Genomic DNA, 24,502 nt, shown 5'->3' on the forward strand with positions numbered 1-24,502 from the left:
GTCACAAGTTTTGCGGTCATTGTCATCTCTGACACTGGTTGAGCGTCGCCGCGAAGGCGAGTCTTGGTCGCATGACGAACCCCGAATCCCGCCCGGTCCTGCAGTGGTCCGCGGCGATGGCGTTGTCCGGCACGATCGGCGCGGTCGTGCTCGAAAGCGGCGCGGCCGCCCCGGCTGTCGCGTTCGCCCGCTGCCTGGTCGGCGGCGTCCTGCTGGTCGTGTGGTCGCTGGCCCGAGGCTGGTTCCGCGACTGGCGGCCGACCCGCCGCGACCTGCTGCTCGCCGTCGCGGGCGGTCTGCTGCTGGTCGGCAACTGGGTGCTGCTGTTCGCGTCCTACTCGCTGTCGTCCATCGGCGTCAGCACCGTCGTCTACCACACGCAACCACTGATCCTGGTCGGGATGGCCGCGATGTTCCTCGGCGAGAAAGTCGGCCGTTCGCACCTCGTGCGCGCGGGCGTGGCGTTCGCCGGAGTCGTCGTGATTTCCCTTTCCGCACAAGGAGATGACGGTCACCCAGTGCGGTTCGCGGGGATCGCGCTGGCGCTCGGCGCGGCCCTGCTCTACGCCGGTGCGTCCTTCATCGCGAAGCAGCTCAAGCACATCCGCCCGCATCTGCTCGCGGCGCTGCAGCTGACGGTCGGCGCGATCGTGCTCGCACCCGCGCTGATGTTCACGCCGCTGCCGAGTACGGCTCCGGGCCTGCTGTGGCTGCTGCTCCTGGGCACGGTGCACACCGCGGTGATGTACGTGCTGATGTACGCCAGCATCGGCAAGCTGCCGACCACGACGGTGGCGCTGCTGTCCTACCTGTACCCGGTGGTCGCGGTCGTGGTGGACATGGCGGCGTTCGGCCATCGCCTGACCTGGCCCGAAGGCCTGGGGATGCTGGCGGTCCTCGCCGCGGCGCTGGCGCCGCAGCGCACCAAGGCAGACATGCGAAACGCCCAGCCGGGAATTCCCAGCCGGGCGTCTCGGTGAAGCGGAAAAGCTCAGTCGTGCTCGGGACCGGTGTGGTACTCGAACACCAGGCCGCCCACGGCGATGAGCAGGGCCACGATCGCCATCACGAGCAGCCAGATGTGGAAGAACGCGAGGGCGAGGCCGGCCAGCCCGGCCGCCGCAGCCAGCGCGATCGGCCAGTAGCTGCCGGGGCTGAAGAAGCCCAGCTCGCCGGCGCCGTCGCTGATCTCGGCGTCCTCGCGGTCCTCCGGGCGCTCCTCGATCCGGCGGGACACGAACTGCATGTAGCTGCCGGCCAGGAACGCCAGGCCGCCGGTCAGGAACAGCGCGACGATGCCGACCGGCTCCGCCTTCTGGTTGGTGGTGAAGAGCGCGGTCATGACCCAGTAGACGGCGGTCATGAGGACGGCGAATCCCGCCACCATGTAGAAAATCCGGGCTTCGACCTTCATGGGATTGGTCCCCTACTCCTCTGGGTTCGCCGTCAGTTGGACGCGGTGCGCGCGGTGCGGTCGGTGTTGAACGGCTTCGTGGTCACCGCGTACGGGCTGCACAGCTCGCCGCAGTTCATCGCCGCCAGCGCCTCGGACGCGGTGTTCGGCTTGCCGGTCTTCGGGTTCGTTTCGGTGCGCAGCTTGAGGTACTGGTCGTACTTGTCCGGGGACAAGGCCCGCACCTCGAAGTTCATCACCGAATGGTACGTCCCGCACAGCTCGGCGCAGCGGCCGACGAACGAGCCCTCGCGGTCGATCGAGTTCTGGAACGAGCTGTCCTGGTTGTTCTTCTCCGGGTCCGGCATCACGTCGCGCTTGAAGTTGAACTCGGGGACCCAGAACGAGTGGATGACGTCCGTCGAACGGAGCCGGTACTCGATGGTCTTGTTCGTCGGCAGCACGAGCAGCGGGATCTCGCCGGAGGAGCCGACGGTGCTCACCTGGGTGCCGTCGGGGCGCTTCGCGGCGTCGCCCTCGTACTTGAACTCCCAGTTCCACTGGAAGGCGACCACGTCGACGACGACGTCCGGGTTCGGCTTCTTGTCGAGGACCTTGCTCTCGGTCGTCGCGGTGAAGAAGAACAGCACGCAGACCATGATCGTCGGCAGGACGACCGTGAAGATCTCCAGCGGGATGTTGTACTGGAACTGCCGGGGCAGGTCCTCGGGGCCCTCGACGGCCGCGCCCTTCTTCTTGCGGTGGAAGATCGCGGTCCAGAAGATCAGGGCCCACACGATCGCGCCGACGACGAGCGCGGCGATGACCGTCCACGTCCAGAGAGTGCGCATCTGGTCGGCCTGCGGCGTGACGCCCTTGGGCCAGCCGAAGCGGAGGATCTCGTCTCCCGAGCAGCCCGTCGCGGTCAGCGCCACCAGCACGGCCAGCGCGGCGACACGCCCGACCCGCTTACCCACCGGGGTGCGCTCTGGTTTTCCCACTGCGCCCTGCCCTTTCACCCAACAGGCCCTCTCACACCGGGCCTTCTTCGACCGATCTTCGTGACAGGCGGAGCCTAGCCGAGTTGGCCGCTCCCGCTGACCAAGGGGTGACCAGTTGCGCCACGCGTCACCCGCTTTCCGCGCGACCGGCCCCGCCCCGGCATACTGGGCCCTTCCCCGGACCGGCCCGACCCTGAGGTGTGTGAGTACACGTGTGCGGCCTGCTTGGACTGATCTGCGCGACCGAAAACGACGCCGCGGACGCCCGCGGCAGCGTCGGCGCGGCGATGCGCTGCCAGCGCCACCGCGGCCCTGACGAGCAGGACACCTGGGCGGATGCCGAGGTCGTGTACGGCTTCAACCGGCTCGCCTTCATCGACGTGGACCACGCGCACCAGCCGCTGGTGTGGGGTCCGCCGGAGGCCCCGGGCCGGTACACGCTGAACTTCAACGGCGAGATCTACAACTACCGCGAGCTGCGCGACGAGCTGGCCGAAAAATTCGGTGCGAAATTCGCCACTGAGGGCGACGGCGAGGCGATCGTCGCGGCATATCACTACCTCGGGGACAAAGCGGTCGAAAAGCTGCGCGGCATGTTCGCCTTCCTGATCTGGGATTCGGCGGAAAAGGTCGTTTTCGGCGCGCGCGACCCGTTCGGCATCAAACCGCTCTACTACAGCTCCGGCCCGAAGGGCACCGCGTTCTCCAGCGAGAAGAAGAGCCTGCTGGAGCTGTCGGACACGCTCGGCGTCGCGCAGGAGCTGGACCGCACGGCCCTGCAGCACTACCTGGTCCTGCAGTACGTGCCGGAGCCGGAGTCGCTGCACACCGCGATCCGCCGCGTCGAGTCCGGCACCTCGTTCCGGCTCTCGCCGGGCGGGAAGCCGGAGTTCACCCGCTACTTCCACCCGAAGTTCGCCGCGAAGCCGGTGAACGGCCAGGCCGAGGCCGACGCCCTGTACGAGCGCATCGCCGATGTGATGCGCGACTCGGTCGGCAAGCACATGATCTCCGACCCGGACGTCACGGTCGGCGCGTTCCTCTCCGGCGGCATCGACTCCACCGCGACCGCGACGCTCGCCAAGGAGCACAACCCGAACCTCATCGCGTTCACCACCGGGTTCGAGCGCGAGGGCTACTCCGAGGTGGACGTGGCCGCCGAATCGGCCGCCGCGATCGGCGTGAAGCACGTGGTCCGCACGGTGTCGGCGGACGAGATGATGGAGGCGCTGCCGCTCATCGTCTGGTACCTGGACGACCCGGTCGCCGACCCGGCGCTGGTCCCGCTGTGGTTCATCGCGCGCGAGGCCCGCAAGCACGTGAAGGCGGTGCTGTCCGGCGAAGGCGCGGACGAGCTGTTCGGCGGCTACACGATCTACGGCGAGCCGATTTCGCTGGCCCCGTTCGAGAAGATCCCCGGCAGCGTGCGCAAGCTGCTGGGCAAGGTGTCCACGAAGATTCCGGAAGGCACCCGGGGCAAGGACCTGCTCCGCCGCGGCGCGCTCCCGCTGGAGGACCGCTACTACGGCAACGCCCGCAACTTCCGCGACGAGCAGCTGCGCGCCGTGCTGCGGACGTACCAGGAAGGCGTCGGCTTCAAGGACGTCACCGCCCCCTGGTACGACGTCTCCCGCGGCTGGGACCCGGTGGCCCGCATGCAGCACGTCGACCTGTACACCTGGCTCCGCGGCGACATCCTGGTCAAAGCGGACAAGGTGACCATGGCGAACTCGCTGGAGCTGCGGGTGCCGTTCCTGGACGCCGAGGTGTTCAAGGTCGCCGCGTCGATCCCGCTGGACCAGAAGCTCGCGCACGGCACCACGAAGTACGCGCTGCGCCAAGCGCTGGCGAAGATCATCCCCGGCCACGTGCTGAACCGGAAGAAGCTGGGCTTCCCGGTGCCGATCCGGCTGTGGCTGCGCAACGAGATGTACGACTGGGCGCGCGGCATCATCAACGACTCGAAGACCGACGAGCTGCTGGACAAGAACGCCGTGCTAGCCCTGCTGGAAGAGCACAAAGCGGGCCAGTTCGACCGCAGCCGCCAACTGTGGGCACTGCTGGTGTTCATGCTGTGGCACGGCATTTTCGTGGAACACCGCATCAAGCCGGAAATCCCGGAACCGGTCTACCCAGTCAAGCTCTAGAGAGGTCCGTGAAGGGCTCCTTGAGGGAATCAGATTCCCTCAAGGAGCCCTTCACGGCCCTAAAACCGCACCAGCGCAGCCAACTCGAGGTGCACCCACACCACCCCCGCACCCCGATACGAAGCCTCCCTGCGGTTCGGGGGTGCTTGTCAAGGCATCTTTCCCGCCTTGACAAGCACCCCCGAACCGTCAGCACACTCAGGCTTCGGGGTGCCCCACGCACACACCCACCTGCAACGTCGCCGCCAGGCGACGAGCCGCCCGAGACCCCTCAAGCAGGCAAAACCGCCGAAATCTCCTCAGCCGCCTCCGGACCGAACGCCTCCCCCAACCGGCTCAGCGCCCCCGTCCGCTCCAGCCGCCACTCCTGCGTCCCCACCGTCTCCAGCACGAGCACCGCGATCAAACACCCCAGCTGCGCCGCCCGCTCCAAGCTCAGCCCGCCGTCGATCGCGGCGAGGAAGCCGGCCCGGAACCCGTCCCCGACCCCGGTCGGATCCGCCTTCCCGCGCTCCGGAACCGCCCCGATCTGCAGCGCGGTCCCGTCCCGACCGACGATCTCCACGCCCTTCTCGCCCAGCGTGGTGATCCGCAGCCCGACGCGCTCCAGCACGTCCGCCTCGGTCCAGCCGGTCTTCTGCAGCAGCAACTCCCACTCGTAATCGTTGCTGAACAGGTACTTCGCGCCCTCGACGAAGGAGCGCACCTGCGCCCCGTCCATGCGGGCGAGCTGTTGCGACGGGTCGACGGCGAACGTGTAGCCGCGCTGACGGCATTCCTGCGCGTGCCGGACCATGCCCTCGGGGTCGTCCGGGCTGATCAGCACCAGTCCGAGCCCGCCGACGCGGTCGGAGATGGGGCCCAGTTCGATGTTGCGGGACTCGGCCATCGCGCCGGCGTAGAACGTCGCGATCTGGCACATGTCCTCGTCGGTGGTGCACACGAAGCGCGCGGTGTGCGCGACCTCGGACACCAGCACGCCCGAGGTGTCGACGCCGTGCCGCTGCAGCCACGACTGGTAGTCGGCCCAGTCCTGGCCCACGGCTCCGACGAGCACCGGCTGCACGCCGAGCACGCCGAGGCCGAAGGCGATGTTCGCGCCGATGCCGCCGCGGCGCACGACGAGGTCGTCGGCGAGGAAGCTCAACGACACCCGGTGCAGCTGCTCGGCGACGAGCTGCTCGGCGAACCTCCCCGGGAAGTGCATCAGATGGTCCGTCGCGATGCTGCCCGACACGGCGATCCTGGGCTTGTCTGCCACCGGTTCTCCTCACGAGGTGGATGAGCTGTCGTTTTCGCGCCCTGACGCAAGTTACCCGCTGGTCATGACCCTTCCGGGTATTTTCCGCGCCACGTTCCGACACTACCGGCCGGTACTCGTTTCCCGTTCGCATCCGGCTCAATAGCGTGGCATCCGTGAACCTCGCGACCGAACCGGAAACCATCGGCGACCTGATCGCCGACTGCGCCCATCTTCCGTCCGCGCTGCGGCCCGAGCGCCCCGCCGACCAGGCCCGGCTGCCGCGCCCGCGGGCCGCACAGCCGTGGTCGGTCGACGACGCCTGCCACGCGCAGGTCGCCGACCTCGACGCTTACGTCTGAGCCGGCGCACCGCGGCAGCCGAACGTCCTGAGCCCGGAAACGAGAACGGGCCCCAGCGCAGACGCGCCGGGGCCCGTTGTCGGCTCTGGGCTCAGTGGAAGCTGTCGCCGCAGGCGCAGGAGCCCGTGGCGTTCGGGTTGTCGATCGTGAAGCCCTGCTTCTCGATGGTGTCGACGAAGTCGATCACGGCCTCGGACACGTACGGCGCGCTCATCCGGTCCACGGCGACCCGCAAGCCGTCGAAGTCGCGGAACAGGTCGCCGTCGAGCGTGCGCTCGTCGAAGAACAGCTGGTAGCGCAGGCCAGCGCAGCCGCCGGGCTGCACGGCGATGCGCAGGTGCATGTCGTCGCGGCCCTCCTGTTCGAGCAGCGCCTTCGCCTTGGCGGCCGCGGCGTCGGTCAACGTCACGCCGTGGGTCTCCTCGGCGGTCTCGGCCGCAGCCGCACCGGTCTGCTCAGCGGTCGTCATGGCACTCCCTCTTGGTCGAACTCGCTGCGGGTACATCTCGTGTCCTAGGCACAACACGGGACTCGCCCGATCTGTTCCCCTCCATCGTCGCATATGGAACGACCTGGTGAACAAAGCCGTGACGCCTGCAATACCCTGGTGAGGTGAGGTTCCTGCGCCGAAGCACCACTGACCCCGCCGCCGACGAGTCCGCGGCCGAGACCGCCGCCGACGATTCCGCGGTCACGAGCAAGTCGTACACGCCGGGCAAGGGCAAGGCGACGCCGAAGCGGCGCGAGGCCGAGGGGCGCAAGCGCGGACCGGTCGCGCCGCCGCCCACCTCGATGCGCGAGGCGATGAAGCGCAACAAGGAACTGCGCAAGGCCAATCCGGTCAGCAAGGAAGAGCGCAGGGAAGCCGCCCGGCAGCGCCGCGAGCGGATGATGTCGGGCGACGACAAGTACCTGCCGCCGCGCGACAAGGGCCCGGTCAAGGCGTATGTCCGCGACCTGGTCGACTCCCGGCGCAACATCCTCGGCCTGTTCATGCCGCTGGCGATCCTGGTGTTCCTCGCGCTGCTGGTGCCCGCGCCGGCGGTGCAGCAGTACATCACCCTGGTCTGCATGGCGATGCTGCTGGTCATGGCCATCGAGGGCTTCGTGAACGGCCGCAAGATCTCGAAGCTGGTCCGCGAGCGCTTCCCGAAGGAGCCGCCCGCGGCCACCCGTGGTGTCGGCTGGTACGCCTTCGTCCGGGCGAGCCAGATCCGGAAGCTGCGGGTCCCGAAGCCGCGGCTGAAGGCCGGGGACCCGATCCCGAACTGAGCCGTGCGGCACACGGGTCGTTAGCCTCGCGAACGAAACGTTTACGCTGTCGGCATGGAGTTTCGACGTCTCGGCCGCAGCGGCCTCAACATCAGTGAGATCTCCTACGGCAACTGGCTGACCCACGGGTCCCAGGTCGAGGAGGACCAGGCGCAGGCCTGCATCAAGGCGGCGCTCGACGCGGGCATCACGACCTTCGACACGGCTGACGTCTACGCCAACACCGCCGCGGAGTCGGTGCTCGGGCGCGGGCTCAAGGGCCAGCGCCGGGAGAGCCTGGAGATCTTCACCAAGGTCTTCTGGCCGACCGGCCCGAAGGGCCCGAACGACAAGGGCCTCTCGCGCAAGCACATCCTCGAGTCGGCGAACGCGTCGCTGAAGCGGCTCGGCACCGACTACGTCGACCTCTACCAGGCGCACCGTTTCGACCGCACGGTGCCGCTGGAAGAGACGATGCAGGCGTTCGCCGACCTGGTCCGCCAGGGCAAGGCGCTCTACATCGGCGTCTCGGAGTGGAACGCCGAGCAGATCGCCCGCGGCGCGGCGCTCGCCCGCGAGCTGAAGATCCCGTTCGTGTCGAACCAGCCGCAGTACTCGATGCTGTGGCGGGTCATCGAGGCGCAGGTCGTGCCCGCTTCCGAGCACGAGGGCCTGAGCCAGATCGTCTGGTCGCCGGTGGCGCAGGGCGTGCTGACCGGCAAGTACAAGGTGGGCCAGCCGCTGCCCGCCGGTTCGCGCGCGACCGACGAGAACGGCGGCGCGAACATGGTGAAGCGCTTCCTCGACGAGAAGACCCTCACCGCGGTCGCGAAGCTGGAGCCGCTGGCGGCCGACGCCGGTCTGTCGATGGCGCAGCTGGCTGTCGCGTGGGTGCTGCAGAACCCGAATGTCGCGTCGGCGATCATCGGGGCCTCGCGTCCGGAGCAGGTCTACGACAACGTCAAGGCCTCCGGCGTGAAGCTCGAGCCGGAGCTGCTCACGGCGATCGACGAGGCGCTGGGCGACGTCGTGGTCACCGACCCGGCGCTCACCGTCTCCCCCTGATCAGCGCAGCAGAAACCGTTCCGCCACCGCGAGGTCGTGCGGATAGGTGATCTTCACGTTCTCCGCGCTGCCGGGCACCCACCGCACCGGCAGCGTGGAGAACCGCTCCATGCACGAAGCCGTGTCGGTGCCGAGAAACCCTTCCGCGGCAGCCTGTTCGTACGCCGCGAGCAGCGGTCGCGCCCGGAAGCCCTGCGGGGTCTGGACCCGGATCGCGCCCGGCAGCGGGCCCGCCACCGTGTCCGGTCCGGCCATCGAGACCACGTCGTCCGCGGCCAGGCCCGGCACCGCTCCCCCGTCTTCGCGGGTCCGCTCCAGCACCGCGGAGATCAGCTCCGGCTTCACCAGCGGACGGGCCCCGTCGTGCAGCAGCACGGAATCCACTGTCCCGTCGGCGATCCGCGGCGCGAGATGGCGCAGCGCGTTCAGCTCGGAAGCCTGCCGCGTCGGGCCGCCGGCGACGATCTCCACCGGAACGGGCAGTTCGGCCACGACTTCCTCGGCCAGCGGCGCGTCCTCGGGCCGGATGACCAGCACCAGCACGCCGGTCCCGGGCGCGGCGGCGAACGCGTCCAGCGACCACGCCACCACGCGCCGGCCCGCGACCGGCAGGTAGACCTTGTTCAGCGCGGCCCCGACCCGGGTCCCCGCACCACTGGCCAGCACGACCCCGGCCGCCGTCGATTCCCGCACGCCGACCGACCCTAAGGGCCCGGTCCGGCCGACGGTAGGTTGGGCGCCGGGACTCCCCGCGGCGAAAGGAAACCTGGCTGTGGACACCGGCGAAACGGGCATCGAGTTCGGCGAGATCGAACCGCCGAGCGAGCAGGCCCGGTCGGGCGCGATCGCGCTGCACGACAAGCTCGTCAAACCGGCCGGCTCGCTCGGGCGGCTCGAGGAGCTGGGCGTGTGGATCGCCTCCTGCCAGGGCCAGGCACCGCCGCGGCCGTTCACCCGGCCGCGCGTCGTCGTGTTCGCCGGCGATCACGGCATCGCGAAGAAGGGTGTCTCGGCGTATCCGCAGGAGGTCACGTCGCAGCTCGTCGGGACCATGCTGACCGGCGGCGCGGCGATCAACGTCCTCGCCGCGGCGGCGGGCGCGGGCGTGCGCGTGGTCGACATGGCCGTGGACACCGAGGAATCCGCGATGCGGTCGATCGGCGAGTTCAAGGTGCGCCGCGGTTCCGGCTCGATCGACGTCGAGGACGCGCTCACCGACGCCGAGGTACGAGCCGCGGTCAACGCCGGCCGGACGATTGCCGACGCCGAAGTCGACGGCGGCGCGGACCTGCTGATCGCGGGCGACCTCGGGATCGGCAACAGCACCCCGGCGTCGGTGCTGGTCGCGGCGCTGACCGGCAGCGAGCCGGTCGCCGTGGTGGGCCGGGGCTCGGGCATCGACGACAACACCTGGATGCGCAAGGCCGCCGCGGTCCGCGACGCACTGCGCCGGGCCCGCGCGGTGCTGGCCGACCCGCTCGCGCTGCTGCGGACGTCCTCGGGCGCGGACATCGCCGCGATGACGGGCTTTCTCGCGCAGGCAGCGGTCCGCCGCACCCCGGTCGTGCTCGACGGACTCGTGGTCTGCTCGGCCGCGCTCGTCGCCGAAGAACTCGCTCCCGGCGCCCGCCGCTGGTGGATGTCCGGGCAGCTCACCGGCGAACCTGCGCACGCCCTCGCGCTGGAACACCTCGACCTCGGGGCGCTGCTCGACCTCGACGTCCGCCTTGGCGAAGGCACCGGTGCCGTCACCGCGCTCCCGCTGCTGATGATGGCCAGCCGCGTGCTCGCGGAAATGACCACCCACGAGCAGTCCGGCGTATCCGGCCCGCTCACGTCCTGAAAGCCGTGAAGGGCTCCTTGCGGGAATCAGATTCCCGCAAGGAGCCCTTCACGGACAGCTAGAGCGTCAGGTGAGCGGGACCATCCAGCCCTCGGGGGCCGGGCGGGTGCCTTCCTGGATGCCGACGAGCTGCTCGCGCAGGGCCATCGTGACCGGGCCCGGCTGCCCGCCGGAGATCGAGAACTCGCCGCCGCCGTGCTTCACGTGGCCGACCGGCGTGATGACCGCCGCCGTGCCGCACGCGAACACCTCGGTCAGCTCGCCCGAGGCGGCCGCCTTCTCCCATTCGTCGGTGGAGATCCGGCGCTCCTCGACCTTGTGCCCGGCGTCCTTCGCCAGCTGCAGCAACGACTTCCGGGTGACGCCCGGGAGCAGCGAACCGGTGAGTTCCGGCGTGACCACGCGGACGTCGTCGCCCGAGCCGAAGACGAAGAACAGGTTCATCCCGCCCATCTCCTCGACCCAGCGACGCTCGACCGCGTCCAGCCACACCACCTGGTCGCAGCCCTTCTCCACGGCCTGCGCCTGCGCCACGAAGGACGCCGCGTAGTTGCCCGCGCACTTCGCCGCGCCGGTGCCGCCGGGGGCCGCGCGCACGTATTCGGTGGACAGCCACACGCTGACCGGCTTCACGCCGCCGGTGAAGTACGAGCCGGCCGGCGAAGCGATGACCGCGAAGACGTACTCGTCAGCCGGGCTGTTCACGCCGAGACCGGCCGAGGTGGAGATCATGAACGGGCGCAGGTACAGCGAATCGCCCTGCCGGGTGGGCACCCAGCGCTCGTCCACGGCGATCAGCTCGCGCAGGGAGTCGATGAAGGTCTCCACCGGCAGCTGCGGCATCGCCAGCCGCTCGGCGGAGTCCCGGAACCGGCGCGCGTTGGCGTCCGGCCGGAACGCGGCGATCGAGCCGTCCGGCTGACGGTAGGCTTTGAGGCCCTCGAAGATCGCCTGTCCGTAGTGCAGCACGGACGTGGCCGGGTCGAGGGTGAACGGTTCGTACGGCCCGACCTTGGCGTCGTGCCAGCCCTTCTCGGTGCTGTACTTGACCGTGACCATGTGGTCGGTGAAGTGCGTGCCGAACCCCGGCTTGGCAAGTACCTCGGCGACGCGTTCAGGACTCGCGGGGCTCGGGTTCGGAACGTGGGTGAACTGCGTCGCTGTCGTCATGCATAAACGATAGCGCTTGGTCGGAAGCACGTTAGTCGGAAGTCCTGTGGTTTCACTCGCCGCACAGACCCGCGCTCGCAGCGTCACCCCACTACGATGAACGCTGTGAGCACTCAACCAGCACGCCAGGCCGGGGCCGGGGCCGGGCCGGACGTCAAGACCTTCGGCACCGCCGCCCTGCTGACCTTCGGTGCCGGGCTGCTCGGGATGGTCGGCTGGGGCCTGCTTTCGAGCGGGTTCGGCTTCTTCCTCGGCCTCGTAGTCGCCGGCTTCGGCATCTACTGGTGGAAGAACCTGCACGGCAGGGTGATCGCGAAGGACCTGCCGACCAAATCGGTGGTGATCCTGCTCGTCGTCGACATCGTGCTGTTCGGCGCGCTGGTCCTGCTGGCCCAGTAGGTCAGCACAGTCCGGCGGGCAGCGCCGGCGCGGGCCAGTCCGGATCCGGCCGGAAATCGGTGTGCGTGCCGTCGAACGGGTACGCGCCCCGCTCGGCCAGCGCGCCCAGCCGTTCACCCTCGGCGCGCAGCTGGTCAAGGTCGGCCTCGGTGAGCCGCCCCGCCTCGACAGCCGCCTCCGCTTCGTCCTCGTCCTTCCACTTCCAGCCCGCGCCCGGCGTCACGACCAGGTCGAGAATGCCGTCGATCCGGTCCGGGCCGGTTTCGGTGCGCCCGCGCGGCACCTCGAGGTTCACGTACCAATCGCGGAACCGGCCGTCCGCCTCGAAAAACCACCACACCGACGACCAGGCCCGGTCCGGAATCAGCCGCAGCGTCGAGGTGCCGTGCCAGACGTCCGGCACGCACACGCGCGGCTCGCGAAACCGTTGTCCCAGCGGCGCTTCCCGGAGAGTCCGGCCGTCCGCGAGCCTGCTGCCGACGATCGGCGTGCCGAGCGGGAGCCAGCCGAGCAGCGTCTCGCCGTCGTCGGAGATCACGCGCAGCGGATGATGCTGGCCGATGCTGCCGTCCGGGCGGACGAAACGTTCGACGACTGTCTGTCCCGGCGCCCAGCGGTGCTCAGTCATGCACGCCACGGTAGCGGCGAACCCGCATCCGCAGCAGCAGTTCCGCGACTGCGCCGAGGCCTGCCGCGAGCAGCACCGCCGGCAGCGGAGCGAACGCCGCGGCGACCACTGCCAGCAGCGCGCCCACTGCGACCGGAGCCCCGCCGGACGGCGCGAATCGCTGTCGTGCCCCGACGAAAGTCGTGAATGCCGCGGGGAGAGTCGCCAGGACTGCGATCACCGTGAGCAACGGCTGGAGCTGTCCGGCGTCCGCGGCGGAGAGCAGATCCCGCATCGCCGTCCCGGACAATCCGAGCCGGATCGGGCCCAGCTGCAGCAGCGTCACCGCCGTGACGGCGAGCGCGACGAGGCTCAGAACGAGCGCGCGTCCGGTGCTCCGCTCGCCCGGTTCCGGAACCAGGAACGGCAGCAGGAACAACGCCGCGACGACGATCCCGGCCGCGTTCGGCGTCCCGATTCCGCCCGCTTGCGACACCGGAGCGATCACCAGGCACATCGCCACCAGGACCGCCGCGGCGGCCAGGAGCAGGCCGATTACCCACTTGACCAGCAGATCCGGCAGCTGAAGCCCGGCGAGGGCCGCCGCGGCGACGAACACCACCAGGGCAGCGGCGGCGTATCCGGGCCGCAGCGGAAACACGTACGCGCCGAACGCCTGCGCGAGCACGACGACCTGAGCCAGCCGGGATAATCCGCCGACGATCCGGCCAGCCGGATCGTCGCCGAGCGCGGGCAGCCGGGAGCCTCCGACCGCGACCAGCGCGGCGAGCACGACCCCGGCGAGAACCCAGTACCCGGCCCCGGCGGCACCGGCCGCCAGCGTCACCAGGAGTGCTCCCGCGAGCCGCACCGCGATCCCCCTCCCCCCGTCCGGATGGCTTTGTCATTAGCATGGCTCACGATCGACCGGGCAGATCGCCCGGCGCCACCGCGACGTCGCGAGGAGCCAGAAGTGACCGTGCCGAAGCTTGCCCTCACCGAGAACACGGATGCGGCAGTGGGCAAGACCCGCGCCGACGTCGTCGTGATCGGCACCCTGCAGGGCGAGGACGGCCTCGAGCTGGCCGCCGGTGCGGAGGTCGCCGACGCGGCGTTCGACGGCAAGCTCGCCGAGGTGCTGGGCACGCTCGGCGCGACCGGCAAGGCCGAGGAAATCGTGAAGCTGCCGACGCTGGGCAAGCTGCCCGCGGGCGTCGTGCTGGCGGTCGGCCTCGGCAAGCGGAAGGACGGGGCGATCACCCCCGAGCAGGTGCGCCGCGCGGCCGGTGCCGCGGCCCGCGCGCTGAACGGCACCGAGCGGGCCTTCGTCACGCTCTCGGCCGTCGACCTGCACGCCGCCACCGAAGGCATCGCGCTGGGCGCGTACGTCTTCACCGAGTACCGCTCGGAGAAGGGCGACGGCCCGCTGGCGAAGGCGGACCTGGTCAGCCCGGCCGAGGGCACCGCGCGCGAGCACAAGGCCACGCTGAAGGCGGCCGGGTTCATCGCCGAATCGGTGATCATCGCCCGCGACCTGATCAATACCCCGCCGAACGACCTGTTCCCGGCGTCCTTCGCGGACCGCGCGAAGAAGCTCGCCGACGCGAACGGCCTCGAGTTCGAGGTGCTCGACGAAAAGATCCTCAAGCGCAAGGGCTTCGGCGGCATCCTCGGCGTCGGCGGCGGTTCGTCGCGGCCGCCGCGCCTGCTGCGGGTCAGCTGGAAGCCGGCGAAGGCGCGCAAGAAGGTCGCGCTGGTCGGCAAGGGCATCACCTTCGACTCGGGCGGCATCTCGCTCAAGCCCGCCGCCAACATGGACCACATGACCTCCGACATGTCGGGCGCGGCCGCCGTGCTCGCGTCGGTCGTGCTGGCCGCGAAGCTGAAGTACCCGCTCGAGGTCACCGCCCACATCCCGCTGGCGGAGAACCTGCCCTCGGGCACCTCCTACCGCCCGGGCGACGTGCTGACCATGTACGGCGGCAAGACCGTCGAGGTGCTCAACACCGACGCCGAGGGACGGCTCGTGCTGGCCGACGCGATCGTGCGCGCGGCCGAGGAGAACCCGGACTACCTGATCGAGACCGCCACGCTGACCGGCGCGCAGGTGGTCGCGCTGGGCAACCGGATCTCCGGCGTGATGGGCTCGGACGAGTTCCGCGACCGCGTCGCGGGCATCATGCAGGCCACCGGCGAGGGCGGCTGGGCGATGCCGCTTCCCGACGAACTGCGCGGCGACCTCGACTCGCGGCTGGCCGACATCGCGAACGTCACCGGCCAGCGCTGGGCGGGCATGCTCGTCGCGGGCGTCTTCCTGCGCGAGTTCGTGCCCGCGGACCTGCCGTGGGTGCACCTCGACGTCGCGGGCCCGGCGTTCAACTCCGGCGGCCCGTGGGGTTACACCGGCAAGGGCGGCACCGGCATCCCGGTCCGGACCATCGCCGCGGTGCTGGCGGACATCGCCGACCAGGGCTGATCCCCACGCTTGACCGGAGGCCCCGCACCACGCCGGTGCGGGGCCTCCGTCGTATCCGCGGCCGTGTGGCACGCTCGCGCTCATGCAGCGCGACGACTATCTCGAGACCGCCGTTCGCGACGTGCTCACCGGCGACGAGGCCACGGCTGACCGCCGGATCGGCCACGCCGCGCTTCTCCTGGCCACCGCGGGCGCGTCCGACGCCGCGGACCGCCTTGTCACGCAATGGCACGCGGTGACCGGACGCCCGGCGTCCGTGCTCGCCGACAACGCGGTGCGCGCCCGCGCCTGGGCGATGCTCTTCGAGGCGCGCGGCGACCGTCCACAATGGGCAGACGCGCTGGTTCCGCTCGATCTGGACGCGGAAGAGCAAGCCCACCACGCACTTCTCGCCCGCCGAACGTCCGATTTGGACGGTCTGTTCGACGGTTCTCCGATCGCCGGCGCGGTCTCCGCGCTCGCTCCGGAGCGCCCCGATCCGGTGCGCGAAGCACTGGCCGCCGGCGACCTCGACGCGTGGGCCGCGCTCGTGGAAAACCACCCGGACCCGGACGTCGCGACGCTCGCCGCCACCCGCCCGCTCGCCGCCCGGCTGGCGGCCGGCGCGGACCCGCTCGGCCTCGGGACCGAGTGGCCGGACCAGTGCGCGGGCGCGCTGATCGCCGCGCTGCGCGAACGCCATCCGACCGGCCCGGGCAGCCTGCCGGAACTGGTCGCGGCCATCCTCCGGCTGCGCGGGCAGCAGGCCCCCGCCCCGGCGTCGCCCGAGGATCTCGCCGAGACCGAACACCGCCTCGGCTTCCGCCTGCCCGGCGACTACCGCGAATTCCTGACCATCGCGGACGGACTGCCCGCGGACGTGGTGTTCCCGCGGCTGCTGCCCGCCCGCGAACTGCGCGCCGACGGCACGGTCGTGATCATCTCCGACCCGGCGACCGTCCTGCTCGCGCACACCGGCGACAGCTGGCGAACGGTCGAAGTGGATCTCGCCTTCGGCAGCACCGCGCACGACTCGTTCCGCGCGTTGCTGGAACACCACCATCGGCTGCTCGAAGCGAGTGCCTGACTCGCAGCCGGACCACGCTCTCGCGTTCGGCCCGGGCACGATCGCGGAGCGCGGCTTGCGCGTGGCTGCCGGCGCGGGCGGTGATGACGAGCCAGCCCGCGGACTCGGCGGCAGCCCTTCGGGCCGGGCGACAGCTCGCGAACAGCCGACGCACCCCAGTCACGGGAAGCGAACGCCTGACTCAGCCGGCCGGACGGCGCTTCTGCCGTTCGGTGTACTCGCGCATGCGCTTCGGGTAACCGACGCGCGCGGCCTCGTACACCGGAATCGTGTGCTTGTGCCCGAACCGCTGGGCGGCGGCCAGGCTGCCGATCCGGCGGCGGGTCCATTCGCCGTCGTGCGCGACCAGCACCACAGTGGTGTCGGTCACCGTGGTCGGCGGCTCGACGTACGCCTCCACGCCGCGTCGCGCGGCCGCCCATTCTTCGAGGTAGCGGGTGTCGGCCGAGCTGCCGGAGCGGCCTGCTCCAGCGGCCGGACCGCGTCTGCCGCGGCGGCGCAACGAGTCGAAGATCCCCACTTCGACCACCTTTCTTCCGGCGAGAGTCCCGACTTCATTATTCCCGGCCGCGTGTGTGGCCGGTGTCGCAGCGCCGCCTTGGCCCGGCTAGGTCGCAACGCCGATCGGCGTAGTGACAAGATGGCGGTTGTCGCGCGCGCGGTTATACCGGGTGCCGCGGCGACCGAAGCTCCACCCCTATCGCTGCCGAGGAGTTATTGAAGTGAGCGACACCTCCGCCGACCTCGTGATCCTGGGAGGCGGATCGGGCGGCTACGCCGCGGCCTTCCGCGCGGCCGAGCTGGGCCTTTCCGTCACGCTGATCGAGAAGGACAAGCTGGGCGGGACCTGCCTCCACCGGGGCTGCATCCCGACCAAGGCCCTGCTGCACGCCGCCGAGGTCGCCGACGAGGCCCGCGACGCCGAGACCTTCGGCGTCAAGGCCGTGTTCGAGGGCATCGACATCGCGGGGGTGAACAAGTACAAGGACGGGATCGTCTCCCGGCTGTACAAGGGCCTCCAGGGCCTGGCCAAGGCGCACAAGGTGAACCTCGTCGAGGGCACCGGCCGGTTCGTCGGCGGCACGACCGTCGAGGTCGACGGCACGCGCTACACCGGCAAGAACGTCATCCTCGCCACCGGGTCGTACTCGCGCACCCTTCCCGGCCTCGAGCTCGGCGGCCGCATCATCGCGAGCGAGCAGGCGCTGACGCTGGACTACGTGCCGAAGAAGGTCGTCGTGCTCGGCGGCGGCGTGATCGGCGTGGAGTTCGCCAGCGTGTGGGCTTCCTTCGGGGTGGACGTCACCGTCGTCGAGGCGCTCCCGCGGCTCGTCCCGAACGAGGACGAGTACGCCTCCAAGCAGCTCGAGCGCGCGTTCCGCCGCCGCAAGATCGCCTTCAAGACCGGCGTGCGGTTCACCGGCGCGAAGCAGGACGACAACGGCGTCAGCGTGTCGCTGGAGTCCGGCGAGACGCTGGAAGCCGACCTGCTGCTGGTCGCCGTCGGCCGCGGCCCGAACTCGGCCGGGCACGGCTACGAGGAGGCGGGCGTCAAGATCGACCGCGGCTTCGTGCTCACCGACGACCGGCTGCGCACCAACCTGCCGAACGTGTACGCGGTCGGCGACATCGTGCCGGGCCTTCAGCTCGCGCACCGCGGCTTCCAGCAGGGCATCTTCGTGGCCGAGGAGATCGCCGGGCTGAACCCGCGCGCCATCGACGAGCGCGGCATCCCGCGCGTCACCTACTCGCACCCCGAGGTCGCGTCCGTCGGGCTCACCGAGTCCCAGGCCAAGGAGAAGTACGGCTCGGACGTCACCACGTTCACCTACGACCTCGGCGGCAACGGCAAGAGCCAGATCCTCAAGACCTCCGGCGGCGTGAAGCTGGTGAAGGCGCCGGACGGCCCCGTCGTCGGCGTGCACATGGTCGGCGACCGGGTCGGCGAACTGATCGGCGAAGCGCAGCTGATCTACAGCTGGGAGGCGTTCCCGGAGGACGTCGCCCCGCTGATCCACGCGCACCCCACGCAGACCGAGGCACTCGGCGAAGCGTTCCTCGCCCTCGCGGGCAAGCCGCTGCACGTGCACAGCTGACGCGCAACCAGCACAATCCAGACCACGTCTTAGCGATCAAGGGAGCCAGCGAACAATGGCCTACTCCGTCACGCTGCCGGAGCTCGGCGAGAGCGTCACCGAGGGAACCGTCACCCGGTGGTTGAAGCAGGAGGGCGACACCGTCGAGGTCGACGAGCCGTTGCTCGAGATCTCGACCGACAAGGTCGACACCGAAGTACCGTCGCCGGTCGCCGGCACGGTCGTGAAGATCAGCGCCAAGGAAGACGACACCGTCGAGGTCGGCGGCGAACTGGCGGTGATCGACGACGGCACCGGCGGCGTGCCCGAGTCCTCCGCGCCCGCCCAGCAGTCCGAACCGGAGCCCGCCCCGCAGCAGCAGGAGGCCCCTGCTCCGGCCCAGTCGGCCGCCCCGGCCGAGTCCGCTCCGTCGCAGCCGGACACCGCGCCGGCCGCCGGGGGTTCGGGCACCGAGGTGAAGCTGCCCGAGCTGGGCGAGAGCGTCACCGAGGGCACCGTCACCCGCTGGCTGAAGCAGGTCGGCGACTCGGTCGAGGTCGACGAGCCGCTGCTCGAGATCTCCACCGACAAGGTCGACACCGAGGTCCCGTCGCCGGTCGCCGGCACCGTGCTGGAGATCCGCGCGGGCGAGGACGAGACCGTCGAGGTCGGCGGAGTGCTCGCGGTCATCGGCGACGCGAGCGCCGCCCCGGCCGCCGCTCCGGCTCAGGAAAGCAAGCCGGAGCCCGCTGCCGAACCCGAGCCCGCCCCGGCCCCGGTCCAGGAAAGCAAGCCCGCCCCCGCCCCGGCGGCTCCGGCCCCCGCGCCCGCCGCTCCGGCTCCGGCACCGGCTCAGGAGAGCAAGCCCGCTCCGGCCGCCCAGGCCCCGGCGGACAACGGCTCCGCGGACGGCCCGTACGTCACGCCGCTGGTGCGCAAGCTCGCCTCCGAGCACGGCATCGACCTCGCGTCGCTGACCGGCAGCGGAGTCGGCGGCCGCATCCGCAAGCAGGACGTGCTCGCCGCGGCGGAGGCCAAGCAGAAGCAGGCCCCGGCCCCGGCTGCTGCCGCCCCGTCCGCTCCGGCCGCCGCCGCTCCGTCCGCGCCGCGCGCCGCCGCGGTCTCGCCGGAGGTCGCCGCCCTGCGCGGCACCGTGCAGAAGGCGAGCCGGATCCGGCAGATCACCGCCACCAAGACCCGCGAGTCGCTGCAGGTTTCCGCGCAGCTCACGCAGGTGCACGAGGTGGACGTCACCAAGATCGCCAAGCTGCGCCAGCGCGCGAAGGCGGCGTTCAAGGAGCGCGAGGGCGTCAACCTCACGTTCCTGCCGTTCTTCGCCAAGGCGACCGTCGAGGCGCTCAAGCAGCACCCGAACGTCAACGCGTCCTACAACGAGGAAACGAAGGAGATCACCTACCACGGCGCCGTGCACCTGGGCATCGCGGTGGACACCGAGCGCGGCCTGCTCTCGGTCGTGATCCACGACGCGGGCGAGCTGAGCCTGGCCGGTCTCGCGCACCGCATCGCCGACCTGGCGGCGCGGGCCCGGGCCAACAAGATCAAGCCGGACGAGCTGATCGGCGGCACCTTCACCGTCACGAACATCGGCTCCAACGGGGCCTTGTTCGACACGCCGATCATCGTGCAGCCGCAGTCCGGCATGCTCGGCACCGGCGCCGTGGTGAAGCGTCCGGTCGTGGTGAGCGACGCCGACGGCAACGACACCATCGCGATCCGCTCGATGGCGTACCTGCCGCTGACCTACGACCACCGCCTGGTCGACGGCGCGGACGCCGGCCGCTTCCTGACCACGATCAAGCAGCGGCTGGAAGAGGGCAACTTCGAGGACGAGCTGGGTCTCTGATCCGGTAGCTCCCCGCCCGACGGCCCCCGCACTTCACGGTGCGGGGGCCGTCGTCGTTTGCCGTTCCCGAAGGCTGGCTCGCCCGGCTCGCCGCGCATCCCGACGACGGGTCACCGGTCTTCGACGACGGCGCCGGCCGCCGGTTCAGCCATCTTCCGGAGCGCTCCCTGACGATCGCGTCCGCGATCAAGGTGATGCATCTGCTCGTCTACACGACCGCGGTCGCGCAGGGGCGCATCGATCCGGCCGCGCAGGTGCGCGTCGGCGATTGAGACGCCCGGCACCCGTACCTCGGAGACGGTCCGATCGGCCAGGGCAGCCACCGGAACGCGTTGCCCCGTCTGGGAATCCCCTGCGACGAGTACGGCGTCGCGAAGGGTCCGGACCAGCGCGTGCCGCTGCAAAGCATCGCGGAAATGATGATTCTCGTCAGCGACAACTCCGCGGCCGACTCCCTGCGCTCCCTGCTCGGCTACCGGGCGCTGCGAGCGGCCGCGGCCCGAGGCGGCTGGCGGATGCCGGACGTCCGGATGTTCGGCGGCGAGACGTTGCTGCGGTATTTCCCCGAGTACTGCCCGCCGCGGGGAGCCCGGTCATGGTGCGCCGCGCGGCGGGAGACGCGCTGTCGAACCGGTTCGCGTACGACCCGTCGTTCCGCGCCCAGGTGCTCCCCGCGCCGCCGAGAAACCGCCCTCCGCCGAAGCGGTCATGGCGTGGTCGGCAGCGACCGGCCAGGGCAGCGCCGCGCAATTGTCCGGCTTGCACCACGAAATCGCCGCGAGCCGCGATCGAGCGGCTGTCCTCGCGCACCAGGTCCTCGACGTGCCGGTCGTGGCCAAGCCGCCAGGAAGCTGCGCTGGGAAGTCCGGCTCACCACGCCCGCGATCCCTGTCGCTGCCGGACAGGCCGCGCGCCGAGGTGCTCGCCGGGACGGCTTTACCACCATCTCAGGGCGCTCGCCGCGGCCGGACTGGTCGAGCAGGACCGCCGCGGCAGCTACCGGCTCAAGCCGAGCGCCGCGATTCCCGCACTGGTGCTGCTGACCGCGGCCGCGGACGTCGCCGGTCAGCTCCGCCCGGGTGTGCGCGAACCGGGTCGATAGGACACGATCAGAGGCATGCGGGTACTCATCGCGGGCTCCGGCGGTCTCCTCGGCACCGCATTGACCGGACGGCTGCGCGAATCCGGGCACGACGTGCGCCGGCTCGTGCGGCGCACCGCGCGGGCGGAAGACGAACGCGGCTGGGACCCGCCGTCGGGACGGATCGACGACGGCGCGTTCGACGGCATCGACGCGGTGGTGAACCTGTGCGGCGCGCCGCTGCTGCCCGGCCGCTGGAGCGGAATGCGCAAACAGCAGCTGCTCGACAGCCGCGTGGAGCCGACCGAAGTGCTCGCCGAAGCCGTGGCGGAGCACGGCATCGGGGTACTGGTGAATGCCTCCGCGGTGGGCTACTACGGCAACACCGGGTCCACTGTGGTCGATGAGGACACCAAGGCCGGCAACGGTTTTCTCGCTGAAATGTGCGTCGAGTGGGAGAACGCCACCGCCGCTGCGGCCAACGCCCGCGTGGTCACGGTCCGCACCGGGCTCGTCCTCGCCCGGCACGGCGGCCTGCTCGACGTGCTGCGTCCGCTCTTCCGCTTCGCGCTCGGCGGGCGGCTGGGCGACGGCAGGCAGTACATGCCGTGGATCGCGCTGGACGACGAAATCGGTGCCCTGATGCACATCCTGGAGCACGACACGCTCTCCGGCCCGGTCAACCTCACCGGCCCGATCCCGGTGACCAACACCGAGTTCACCCGCGCCCTCGGCCACGCCGTGCACCGGCCCGCGCCGTGGTGGGTGCCGGAAATCGCGATGAAGATCGCCCTCGGCCAGGCCGCCGAGGAGATGGCGTTGTTCGGGCAGCGCGCAGTGCCGCGGAAGCTGGAGGCCAGCGGGTACGAATTCCGGCACCGCACCGTCGACGGCGCGCTCGCCGCGGCGACGTGACGATGCCGCGCGTGCGGTGGGTCGTCACCGGAGTGGTGCTGTTCGCCGCGTTCCTCTGGCTCGGCTTGCTCGTGGACCGGCAGCCGCTGCAGCTGGACGTCGAGGTCGCCACTGCCTTGCAAGGACAGAACACCCGCCCGGCCGGTCAGGTCGCGGGCGTGGTGACGAACGTCCTCGGTCCAGTCTTGCCGTACGTGCTCGGCGTCGTTCTGCTGGCGATCGTGCTGCGGAACCGGTCGCAGTTCTCACTGTGCGTGCGGCTCGCCGTGGTGCTGCTGCTGTGCCGGCTGACCAGCCTGGCGTTCAAGCCGGTGTTCCAGCGCCAGCGCCCGCGCGCGTACCCGGATCTGAGCTACCCCAGCGGCCACGTCGTCTCAGTGGCCGCCACCGGCCTGGTCGTGGTCCTGCTCTGCGCCTGGCTCCGGCCGCGGTTCGCGCGGTGGGCGATCTGGATTTCCGCCGCCGCCACCGTGCTGGCCGCGGCCTGCCGGATCGTGCTCGGCGTGCACTGGGTGACCGACACCGTCGGGGCCGTGCTCGCGGTGCTCGGCGTGGGGCTGGTGTCAGCGACCGCACTCCGGCTGATTCCCTTTCCGGCGCGCGAAAGGCGTAGCCTCGACGGGTGAGTTCTTCGAGCGCTAGCTGTCGTGCCGCCACCGAGCCCCTCGTCGTGCGCGAGGTCGGCACGATCGAGTACACCGAGGCCTGGGACCTGCAGCGGGAGATCCTCGCCGCACGCGCGGACGAAACCGGGCCGGACACCATGCTGCTGCTGGAGCACCCGTCGGTCTACACCGCGGGCAAGCGCACCGAACCCGAGGACCGGCCCGCCGACGGCACCCCGGTGATCGACGTCGACCGCGGCGGCAAGATCACCTGGCACGGCCCCGGCCAGCTGGTCGGCTACCCGATCCTGAAGCTCGCCGACCCGATCGACGTCATGCACTACGTGCGCAGGCTCGAGGAAGCGCTGATCGCGGTATGCGACCGGTTCGGCGTGCGCACTGGCCGCGTCGAGGGCCGCAGCGGCGTCTGGATCCCGGCCGACGAACGCGGCATCGAACGCAAGATCGCCGCGATCGGCATTCGCGTCCAGCGAGGCGTGACGATGCACGGGTTCGAGCTGAACTGCAACGCCGACCTGACCGCCTTCGACAACATCGTGCCGTGCGGCATCCGCGACGCGGGCGTCACCTCGCTGTCCTGGGAACTGCAGCGCGACGTCCCGGTCGCCGAGGTGCTGCCGCTGGCGAAGGAACTGGTGCTGGCCGCGCTCGAAGGCGAACTGCCGGTGAGCGACGACCGCTGGCTGCCGCGCCCGGAAACCCCGAAAGCCCCCGGCGTCACCTTCGCCCTGCAGAACTGAGCTGACAGCCCGGCCAAGACAGGACGGGCACGCCCACGCACCAGGGTGCCAGCCCCCACCCCGCACCCCGATACGAAGCCGGAAACACGGGCGGCGGGTGCTTGTCAAGGCATCTTTCCCGCCTTGACAAGCACCCGCCGCCCGTAGTCACAATCAGCTTCGGGGTGCCCCACCGCAACAGGCCCCACCGCAACGGACCCCACCGCAACAGGCCCCGTCGCAACCGCCTCAATCCAGCTGCGGAGCAACCTCCGACGCCACGAACTCGATGTGGTCCAGATCGGAAAGGTCCAGCACCTGCAGGTACAGCCGGGTGATCCCGGTCTTCTCCCGCCACTGCCCGATCCGGTCCACGATCTCCGCCGCGGTCCCGGCCAGCCCGTTGGCCCGCAGCTCGTCCACCTCGCGCCCGATCGCCCCGGCCCGGCGCGCGACCTCGGCCTCGTCGCGGCCCGCCGCCAGCACGAGCGCGACCGAACGCAGGATTTCCTTGGGGTCGCGGCCGATCGCCTCCGCCGCCGCGTCGACGCGCTCGAACTGCGCGAGCGCGGTTTCGGCGTCCACGAACGGCAGGTTGAACTCGTCGGCGTACTGCGCGGCCAGCGCCGGGGTGCGCTTCTTGCCGCCGCCGCCGATGATCACCGGCGGCGCGGGCGACTGCGCGGGCTTCGGCAGCGCGGGCGAGTCGGCGAGCGTGTAGTAGTCGCCGGAGTAGGAGAACGTCTGCCCCACTGGGGTCTTCCACAGGCCGGTGATCACCGCGAGCTGCTCGGCGTAGCGGTCGAAGCGCTCCTTGAGCGGCGGCAGGGTGAGGCCGTAGGCGGTGTGCTCGTCGTCGTACCAGCCGGTGCCGAGGCCGAATTCCACGCGTCCGCCGGACATCTGGTCCACCTGCGCGACCGAGATCGCGAGCGGGCCGGGGTGGCGGAAGGTGGCCGCGGTGACGAGCGTGCCGAGCCGGACCCGCTCGGTCTCGCGGGCGAGGCCGGCGAGGGTGATCCACGCGTCGGTCGGCCCGGGAAGACCGTCCGCGCTGCCCATCTTGAGGTAGTGGTCGCTGCGGAAAAAGGCGTCGTAACCCGCGGCTTCGGTGGTCCGCGCCACCCGCAGCAGGTCGTCGTAGCTCGCCCCCTGCTGGGGTTCGGTGAAGATCCTCAAGTCCATGCCGCCAGCCTATCGGC

General features: G+C 70.6%; 25 protein-coding genes. 15 read left to right on the plus strand and 10 right to left on the minus strand.

From position 1 onward, the window contains the following. Positions 1-71: 71 nt before the first annotated feature. Positions 72-980, plus strand: coding sequence for a DMT family transporter (locus ATK30_RS07850; RefSeq protein ID WP_101434998.1), 909 nt, complete (start codon positions 72-74; stop codon positions 978-980). An 11-nt stretch (positions 981-991) separates the two neighbouring features. On the opposite strand, the gene ATK30_RS07855 is transcribed toward ATK30_RS07850, so the two are convergent. Continuing rightward, complete coding sequence (locus ATK30_RS07855; RefSeq protein ID WP_101434999.1) at positions 992-1,414, minus strand: cytochrome c oxidase subunit 4; 423 nt, start codon at positions 1,412-1,414, stop codon at positions 992-994. 32 nt (positions 1,415-1,446) lie between these two features. Continuing rightward, positions 1,447-2,394, minus strand: coding sequence for an aa3-type cytochrome oxidase subunit II (ctaC, locus tag ATK30_RS07860; RefSeq protein WP_101435000.1), 948 nt, complete (start codon positions 2,392-2,394; stop codon positions 1,447-1,449). A 212-nt stretch (positions 2,395-2,606) separates the two neighbouring features. Here ctaC and asnB point away from each other — a divergent pair, with 212 nt between their 5' ends. Next, entirely contained in the window at positions 2,607-4,541 is a 1,935-nt protein-coding gene (gene asnB, locus ATK30_RS07865; RefSeq protein WP_101435001.1) for an asparagine synthase (glutamine-hydrolyzing), read from the plus strand. 271 nt (positions 4,542-4,812) lie between these two features. On the opposite strand, the gene ATK30_RS07870 is transcribed toward asnB, so the two are convergent. Then, positions 4,813-5,802 (minus strand): carbohydrate kinase family protein, encoded by a 990-nt coding sequence (locus ATK30_RS07870; protein ID WP_101435002.1) that lies wholly within the window; start codon positions 5,800-5,802, stop codon positions 4,813-4,815. Between the two features lie 155 nt (positions 5,803-5,957). On the opposite strand from ATK30_RS07870, the gene ATK30_RS07875 reads away from it, so the two are divergent. After that, a complete protein-coding gene (locus ATK30_RS07875; RefSeq protein WP_101440692.1) occupies positions 5,958-6,143 on the plus strand; it encodes a hypothetical protein in 186 nt (61 codons plus the stop codon). 91 nt (positions 6,144-6,234) lie between these two features. On the opposite strand, the gene ATK30_RS07880 is transcribed toward ATK30_RS07875, so the two are convergent. Then, positions 6,235-6,612: a HesB/IscA family protein gene (locus tag ATK30_RS07880; RefSeq protein WP_009074796.1), complete on the minus strand. Its 378-nt coding sequence runs from the start codon at positions 6,610-6,612 to the stop codon at positions 6,235-6,237. A gap of 143 nt (positions 6,613-6,755) precedes the next feature. On the opposite strand from ATK30_RS07880, the gene ATK30_RS07885 reads away from it, so the two are divergent. Together ATK30_RS07885 and ATK30_RS07890 are read left to right on the plus strand one after the other, a co-directional pair. Next, entirely contained in the window at positions 6,756-7,415 is a 660-nt protein-coding gene (locus ATK30_RS07885; RefSeq protein WP_101435003.1) for a DUF3043 domain-containing protein, read from the plus strand. A gap of 54 nt (positions 7,416-7,469) precedes the next feature. After that, positions 7,470-8,459 carry an aldo/keto reductase family protein gene (locus ATK30_RS07890; RefSeq protein ID WP_101435004.1) on the plus strand — a complete coding sequence of 330 codons (990 nt, stop codon included), beginning with the start codon at positions 7,470-7,472 and terminating at the stop codon, positions 8,457-8,459. On the opposite strand, the gene ATK30_RS07895 is transcribed toward ATK30_RS07890, so the two are convergent. Beyond that, on the minus strand, positions 8,460-9,152 hold the full coding sequence (locus ATK30_RS07895; RefSeq protein WP_101435005.1) for an IspD/TarI family cytidylyltransferase: 693 nt from the start codon (positions 9,150-9,152) through the stop codon (positions 8,460-8,462). Between the two features lie 79 nt (positions 9,153-9,231). Between ATK30_RS07895 and cobT the strand changes: the two genes are divergently transcribed. Then, entirely contained in the window at positions 9,232-10,302 is a 1,071-nt protein-coding gene (gene cobT / locus ATK30_RS07900) for a nicotinate-nucleotide--dimethylbenzimidazole phosphoribosyltransferase (protein ID WP_101435006.1), read from the plus strand. A gap of 66 nt (positions 10,303-10,368) precedes the next feature. On the opposite strand, the gene ATK30_RS07905 is transcribed toward cobT, so the two are convergent. Then, positions 10,369-11,472: a branched-chain amino acid aminotransferase gene (locus tag ATK30_RS07905; protein ID WP_101435007.1), complete on the minus strand. Its 1,104-nt coding sequence runs from the start codon at positions 11,470-11,472 to the stop codon at positions 10,369-10,371. 96 nt (positions 11,473-11,568) lie between these two features. Here ATK30_RS07905 and ATK30_RS07910 point away from each other — a divergent pair, with 96 nt between their 5' ends. Beyond that, complete coding sequence (locus ATK30_RS07910) at positions 11,569-11,871, plus strand: hypothetical protein (protein ID WP_101435008.1); 303 nt, start codon at positions 11,569-11,571, stop codon at positions 11,869-11,871. A 1-nt stretch (position 11,872) separates the two neighbouring features. Here the strand turns inward: ATK30_RS07910 and ATK30_RS07915 are convergent, their stop codons facing one another. Both ATK30_RS07915 and ATK30_RS07920 read right to left on the minus strand, forming a co-directional pair. Then, positions 11,873-12,499: a ribonuclease FAU-1 family protein gene (locus ATK30_RS07915; RefSeq protein ID WP_101440693.1), complete on the minus strand. Its 627-nt coding sequence runs from the start codon at positions 12,497-12,499 to the stop codon at positions 11,873-11,875. Next, a complete protein-coding gene (locus ATK30_RS07920) occupies positions 12,492-13,349 on the minus strand; it encodes a sulfatase (protein ID WP_101435009.1) in 858 nt (285 codons plus the stop codon). The genes ATK30_RS07915 and ATK30_RS07920 overlap by 8 nt, the downstream gene beginning before the upstream one ends. Positions 13,350-13,451: 102 nt before the next feature. On the opposite strand from ATK30_RS07920, the gene ATK30_RS07925 reads away from it, so the two are divergent. Then, a complete protein-coding gene (locus ATK30_RS07925; protein ID WP_101435010.1) occupies positions 13,452-14,954 on the plus strand; it encodes a leucyl aminopeptidase in 1,503 nt (500 codons plus the stop codon). An 82-nt stretch (positions 14,955-15,036) separates the two neighbouring features. Then, entirely contained in the window at positions 15,037-16,020 is a 984-nt protein-coding gene (locus tag ATK30_RS07930) for an SMI1/KNR4 family protein (RefSeq protein WP_101435011.1), read from the plus strand. Positions 16,021-16,201: 181 nt separating this feature from the next. Here the strand turns inward: ATK30_RS07930 and ATK30_RS07935 are convergent, their stop codons facing one another. Further along, complete coding sequence (locus ATK30_RS07935) at positions 16,202-16,549, minus strand: oxidoreductase (protein WP_101435012.1); 348 nt, start codon at positions 16,547-16,549, stop codon at positions 16,202-16,204. A 193-nt stretch (positions 16,550-16,742) separates the two neighbouring features. On the opposite strand from ATK30_RS07935, the gene lpdA reads away from it, so the two are divergent. The 6 genes from lpdA to lipB all read left to right on the plus strand — a co-directional run bounded on the left by lpdA (position 16,743) and on the right by lipB (position 23,321). After that, entirely contained in the window at positions 16,743-18,116 is a 1,374-nt protein-coding gene (lpdA, locus tag ATK30_RS07940; protein ID WP_101435013.1) for a dihydrolipoyl dehydrogenase, read from the plus strand. Positions 18,117-18,171: 55 nt separating this feature from the next. After that, entirely contained in the window at positions 18,172-19,959 is a 1,788-nt protein-coding gene (sucB, locus tag ATK30_RS07945; RefSeq protein ID WP_101435014.1) for a 2-oxoglutarate dehydrogenase, E2 component, dihydrolipoamide succinyltransferase, read from the plus strand. A 38-nt stretch (positions 19,960-19,997) separates the two neighbouring features. Then, positions 19,998-20,231, plus strand: a complete 234-nt coding sequence (locus ATK30_RS46055; protein WP_101435015.1) for a serine hydrolase — start codon at positions 19,998-20,000, stop codon at positions 20,229-20,231. A gap of 845 nt (positions 20,232-21,076) precedes the next feature. Continuing rightward, positions 21,077-21,955 carry a TIGR01777 family oxidoreductase gene (locus ATK30_RS07960; protein WP_101435016.1) on the plus strand — a complete coding sequence of 293 codons (879 nt, stop codon included), beginning with the start codon at positions 21,077-21,079 and terminating at the stop codon, positions 21,953-21,955. Continuing rightward, positions 21,952-22,581 carry a phosphatase PAP2 family protein gene (locus ATK30_RS07965; protein WP_167441855.1) on the plus strand — a complete coding sequence of 210 codons (630 nt, stop codon included), beginning with the start codon at positions 21,952-21,954 and terminating at the stop codon, positions 22,579-22,581. Before ATK30_RS07960 ends, ATK30_RS07965 begins: the two co-directional genes overlap by 4 nt. Then, on the plus strand, positions 22,578-23,321 hold the full coding sequence (gene lipB / locus ATK30_RS07970; protein ID WP_101435018.1) for a lipoyl(octanoyl) transferase LipB: 744 nt from the start codon (positions 22,578-22,580) through the stop codon (positions 23,319-23,321). The genes ATK30_RS07965 and lipB overlap by 4 nt, the downstream gene beginning before the upstream one ends. Before the next feature lie 228 nt (positions 23,322-23,549). On the opposite strand, the gene ATK30_RS07975 is transcribed toward lipB, so the two are convergent. Further along, positions 23,550-24,485, minus strand: coding sequence for an LLM class F420-dependent oxidoreductase (locus ATK30_RS07975; RefSeq protein WP_101435019.1), 936 nt, complete (start codon positions 24,483-24,485; stop codon positions 23,550-23,552). Positions 24,486-24,502: the final 17 nt, after the last annotated feature.

It is taken from the genome of Amycolatopsis echigonensis (assembly GCF_002846615.1).
Taxonomy (GTDB): Bacteria; Actinomycetota; Actinomycetes; order Mycobacteriales; family Pseudonocardiaceae; genus Amycolatopsis; species Amycolatopsis echigonensis.

What these genes read in the sequence shown, in the direction of transcription:
- ATK30_RS07930 (WP_101435011.1), top strand. Translation starts at nt 15,037, where the DNA reads ATGCAGCGCGACGACTATCTCGAGACCGCCGTTCGCGACGTGCTCACC.
- ATK30_RS07855 (WP_101434999.1), bottom strand. Translation starts at nt 1,414, where the DNA reads ATGAAGGTCGAAGCCCGGATTTTCTACATGGTGGCGGGATTCGCCGTC.
- ATK30_RS07880 (WP_009074796.1), bottom strand. Translation starts at nt 6,612, where the DNA reads ATGACGACCGCTGAGCAGACCGGTGCGGCTGCGGCCGAGACCGCCGAG.
- ATK30_RS07915 (WP_101440693.1), bottom strand. Translation starts at nt 12,499, where the DNA reads ATGACTGAGCACCGCTGGGCGCCGGGACAGACAGTCGTCGAACGTTTC.
- ATK30_RS07975 (WP_101435019.1), bottom strand. Translation starts at nt 24,485, where the DNA reads ATGGACTTGAGGATCTTCACCGAACCCCAGCAGGGGGCGAGCTACGAC.
- ATK30_RS07960 (WP_101435016.1), top strand. Translation starts at nt 21,077, where the DNA reads ATGCGGGTACTCATCGCGGGCTCCGGCGGTCTCCTCGGCACCGCATTG.
- ATK30_RS07890 (WP_101435004.1), top strand. Translation starts at nt 7,470, where the DNA reads ATGGAGTTTCGACGTCTCGGCCGCAGCGGCCTCAACATCAGTGAGATC.
- ATK30_RS07910 (WP_101435008.1), top strand. Translation starts at nt 11,569, where the DNA reads ATGAACGCTGTGAGCACTCAACCAGCACGCCAGGCCGGGGCCGGGGCC.
- ATK30_RS07905 (WP_101435007.1), bottom strand. Translation starts at nt 11,472, where the DNA reads ATGACGACAGCGACGCAGTTCACCCACGTTCCGAACCCGAGCCCCGCG.
- sucB (WP_101435014.1), top strand. Translation starts at nt 18,172, where the DNA reads ATGGCCTACTCCGTCACGCTGCCGGAGCTCGGCGAGAGCGTCACCGAG.
- ATK30_RS07850 (WP_101434998.1), top strand. Translation starts at nt 72, where the DNA reads ATGACGAACCCCGAATCCCGCCCGGTCCTGCAGTGGTCCGCGGCGATG.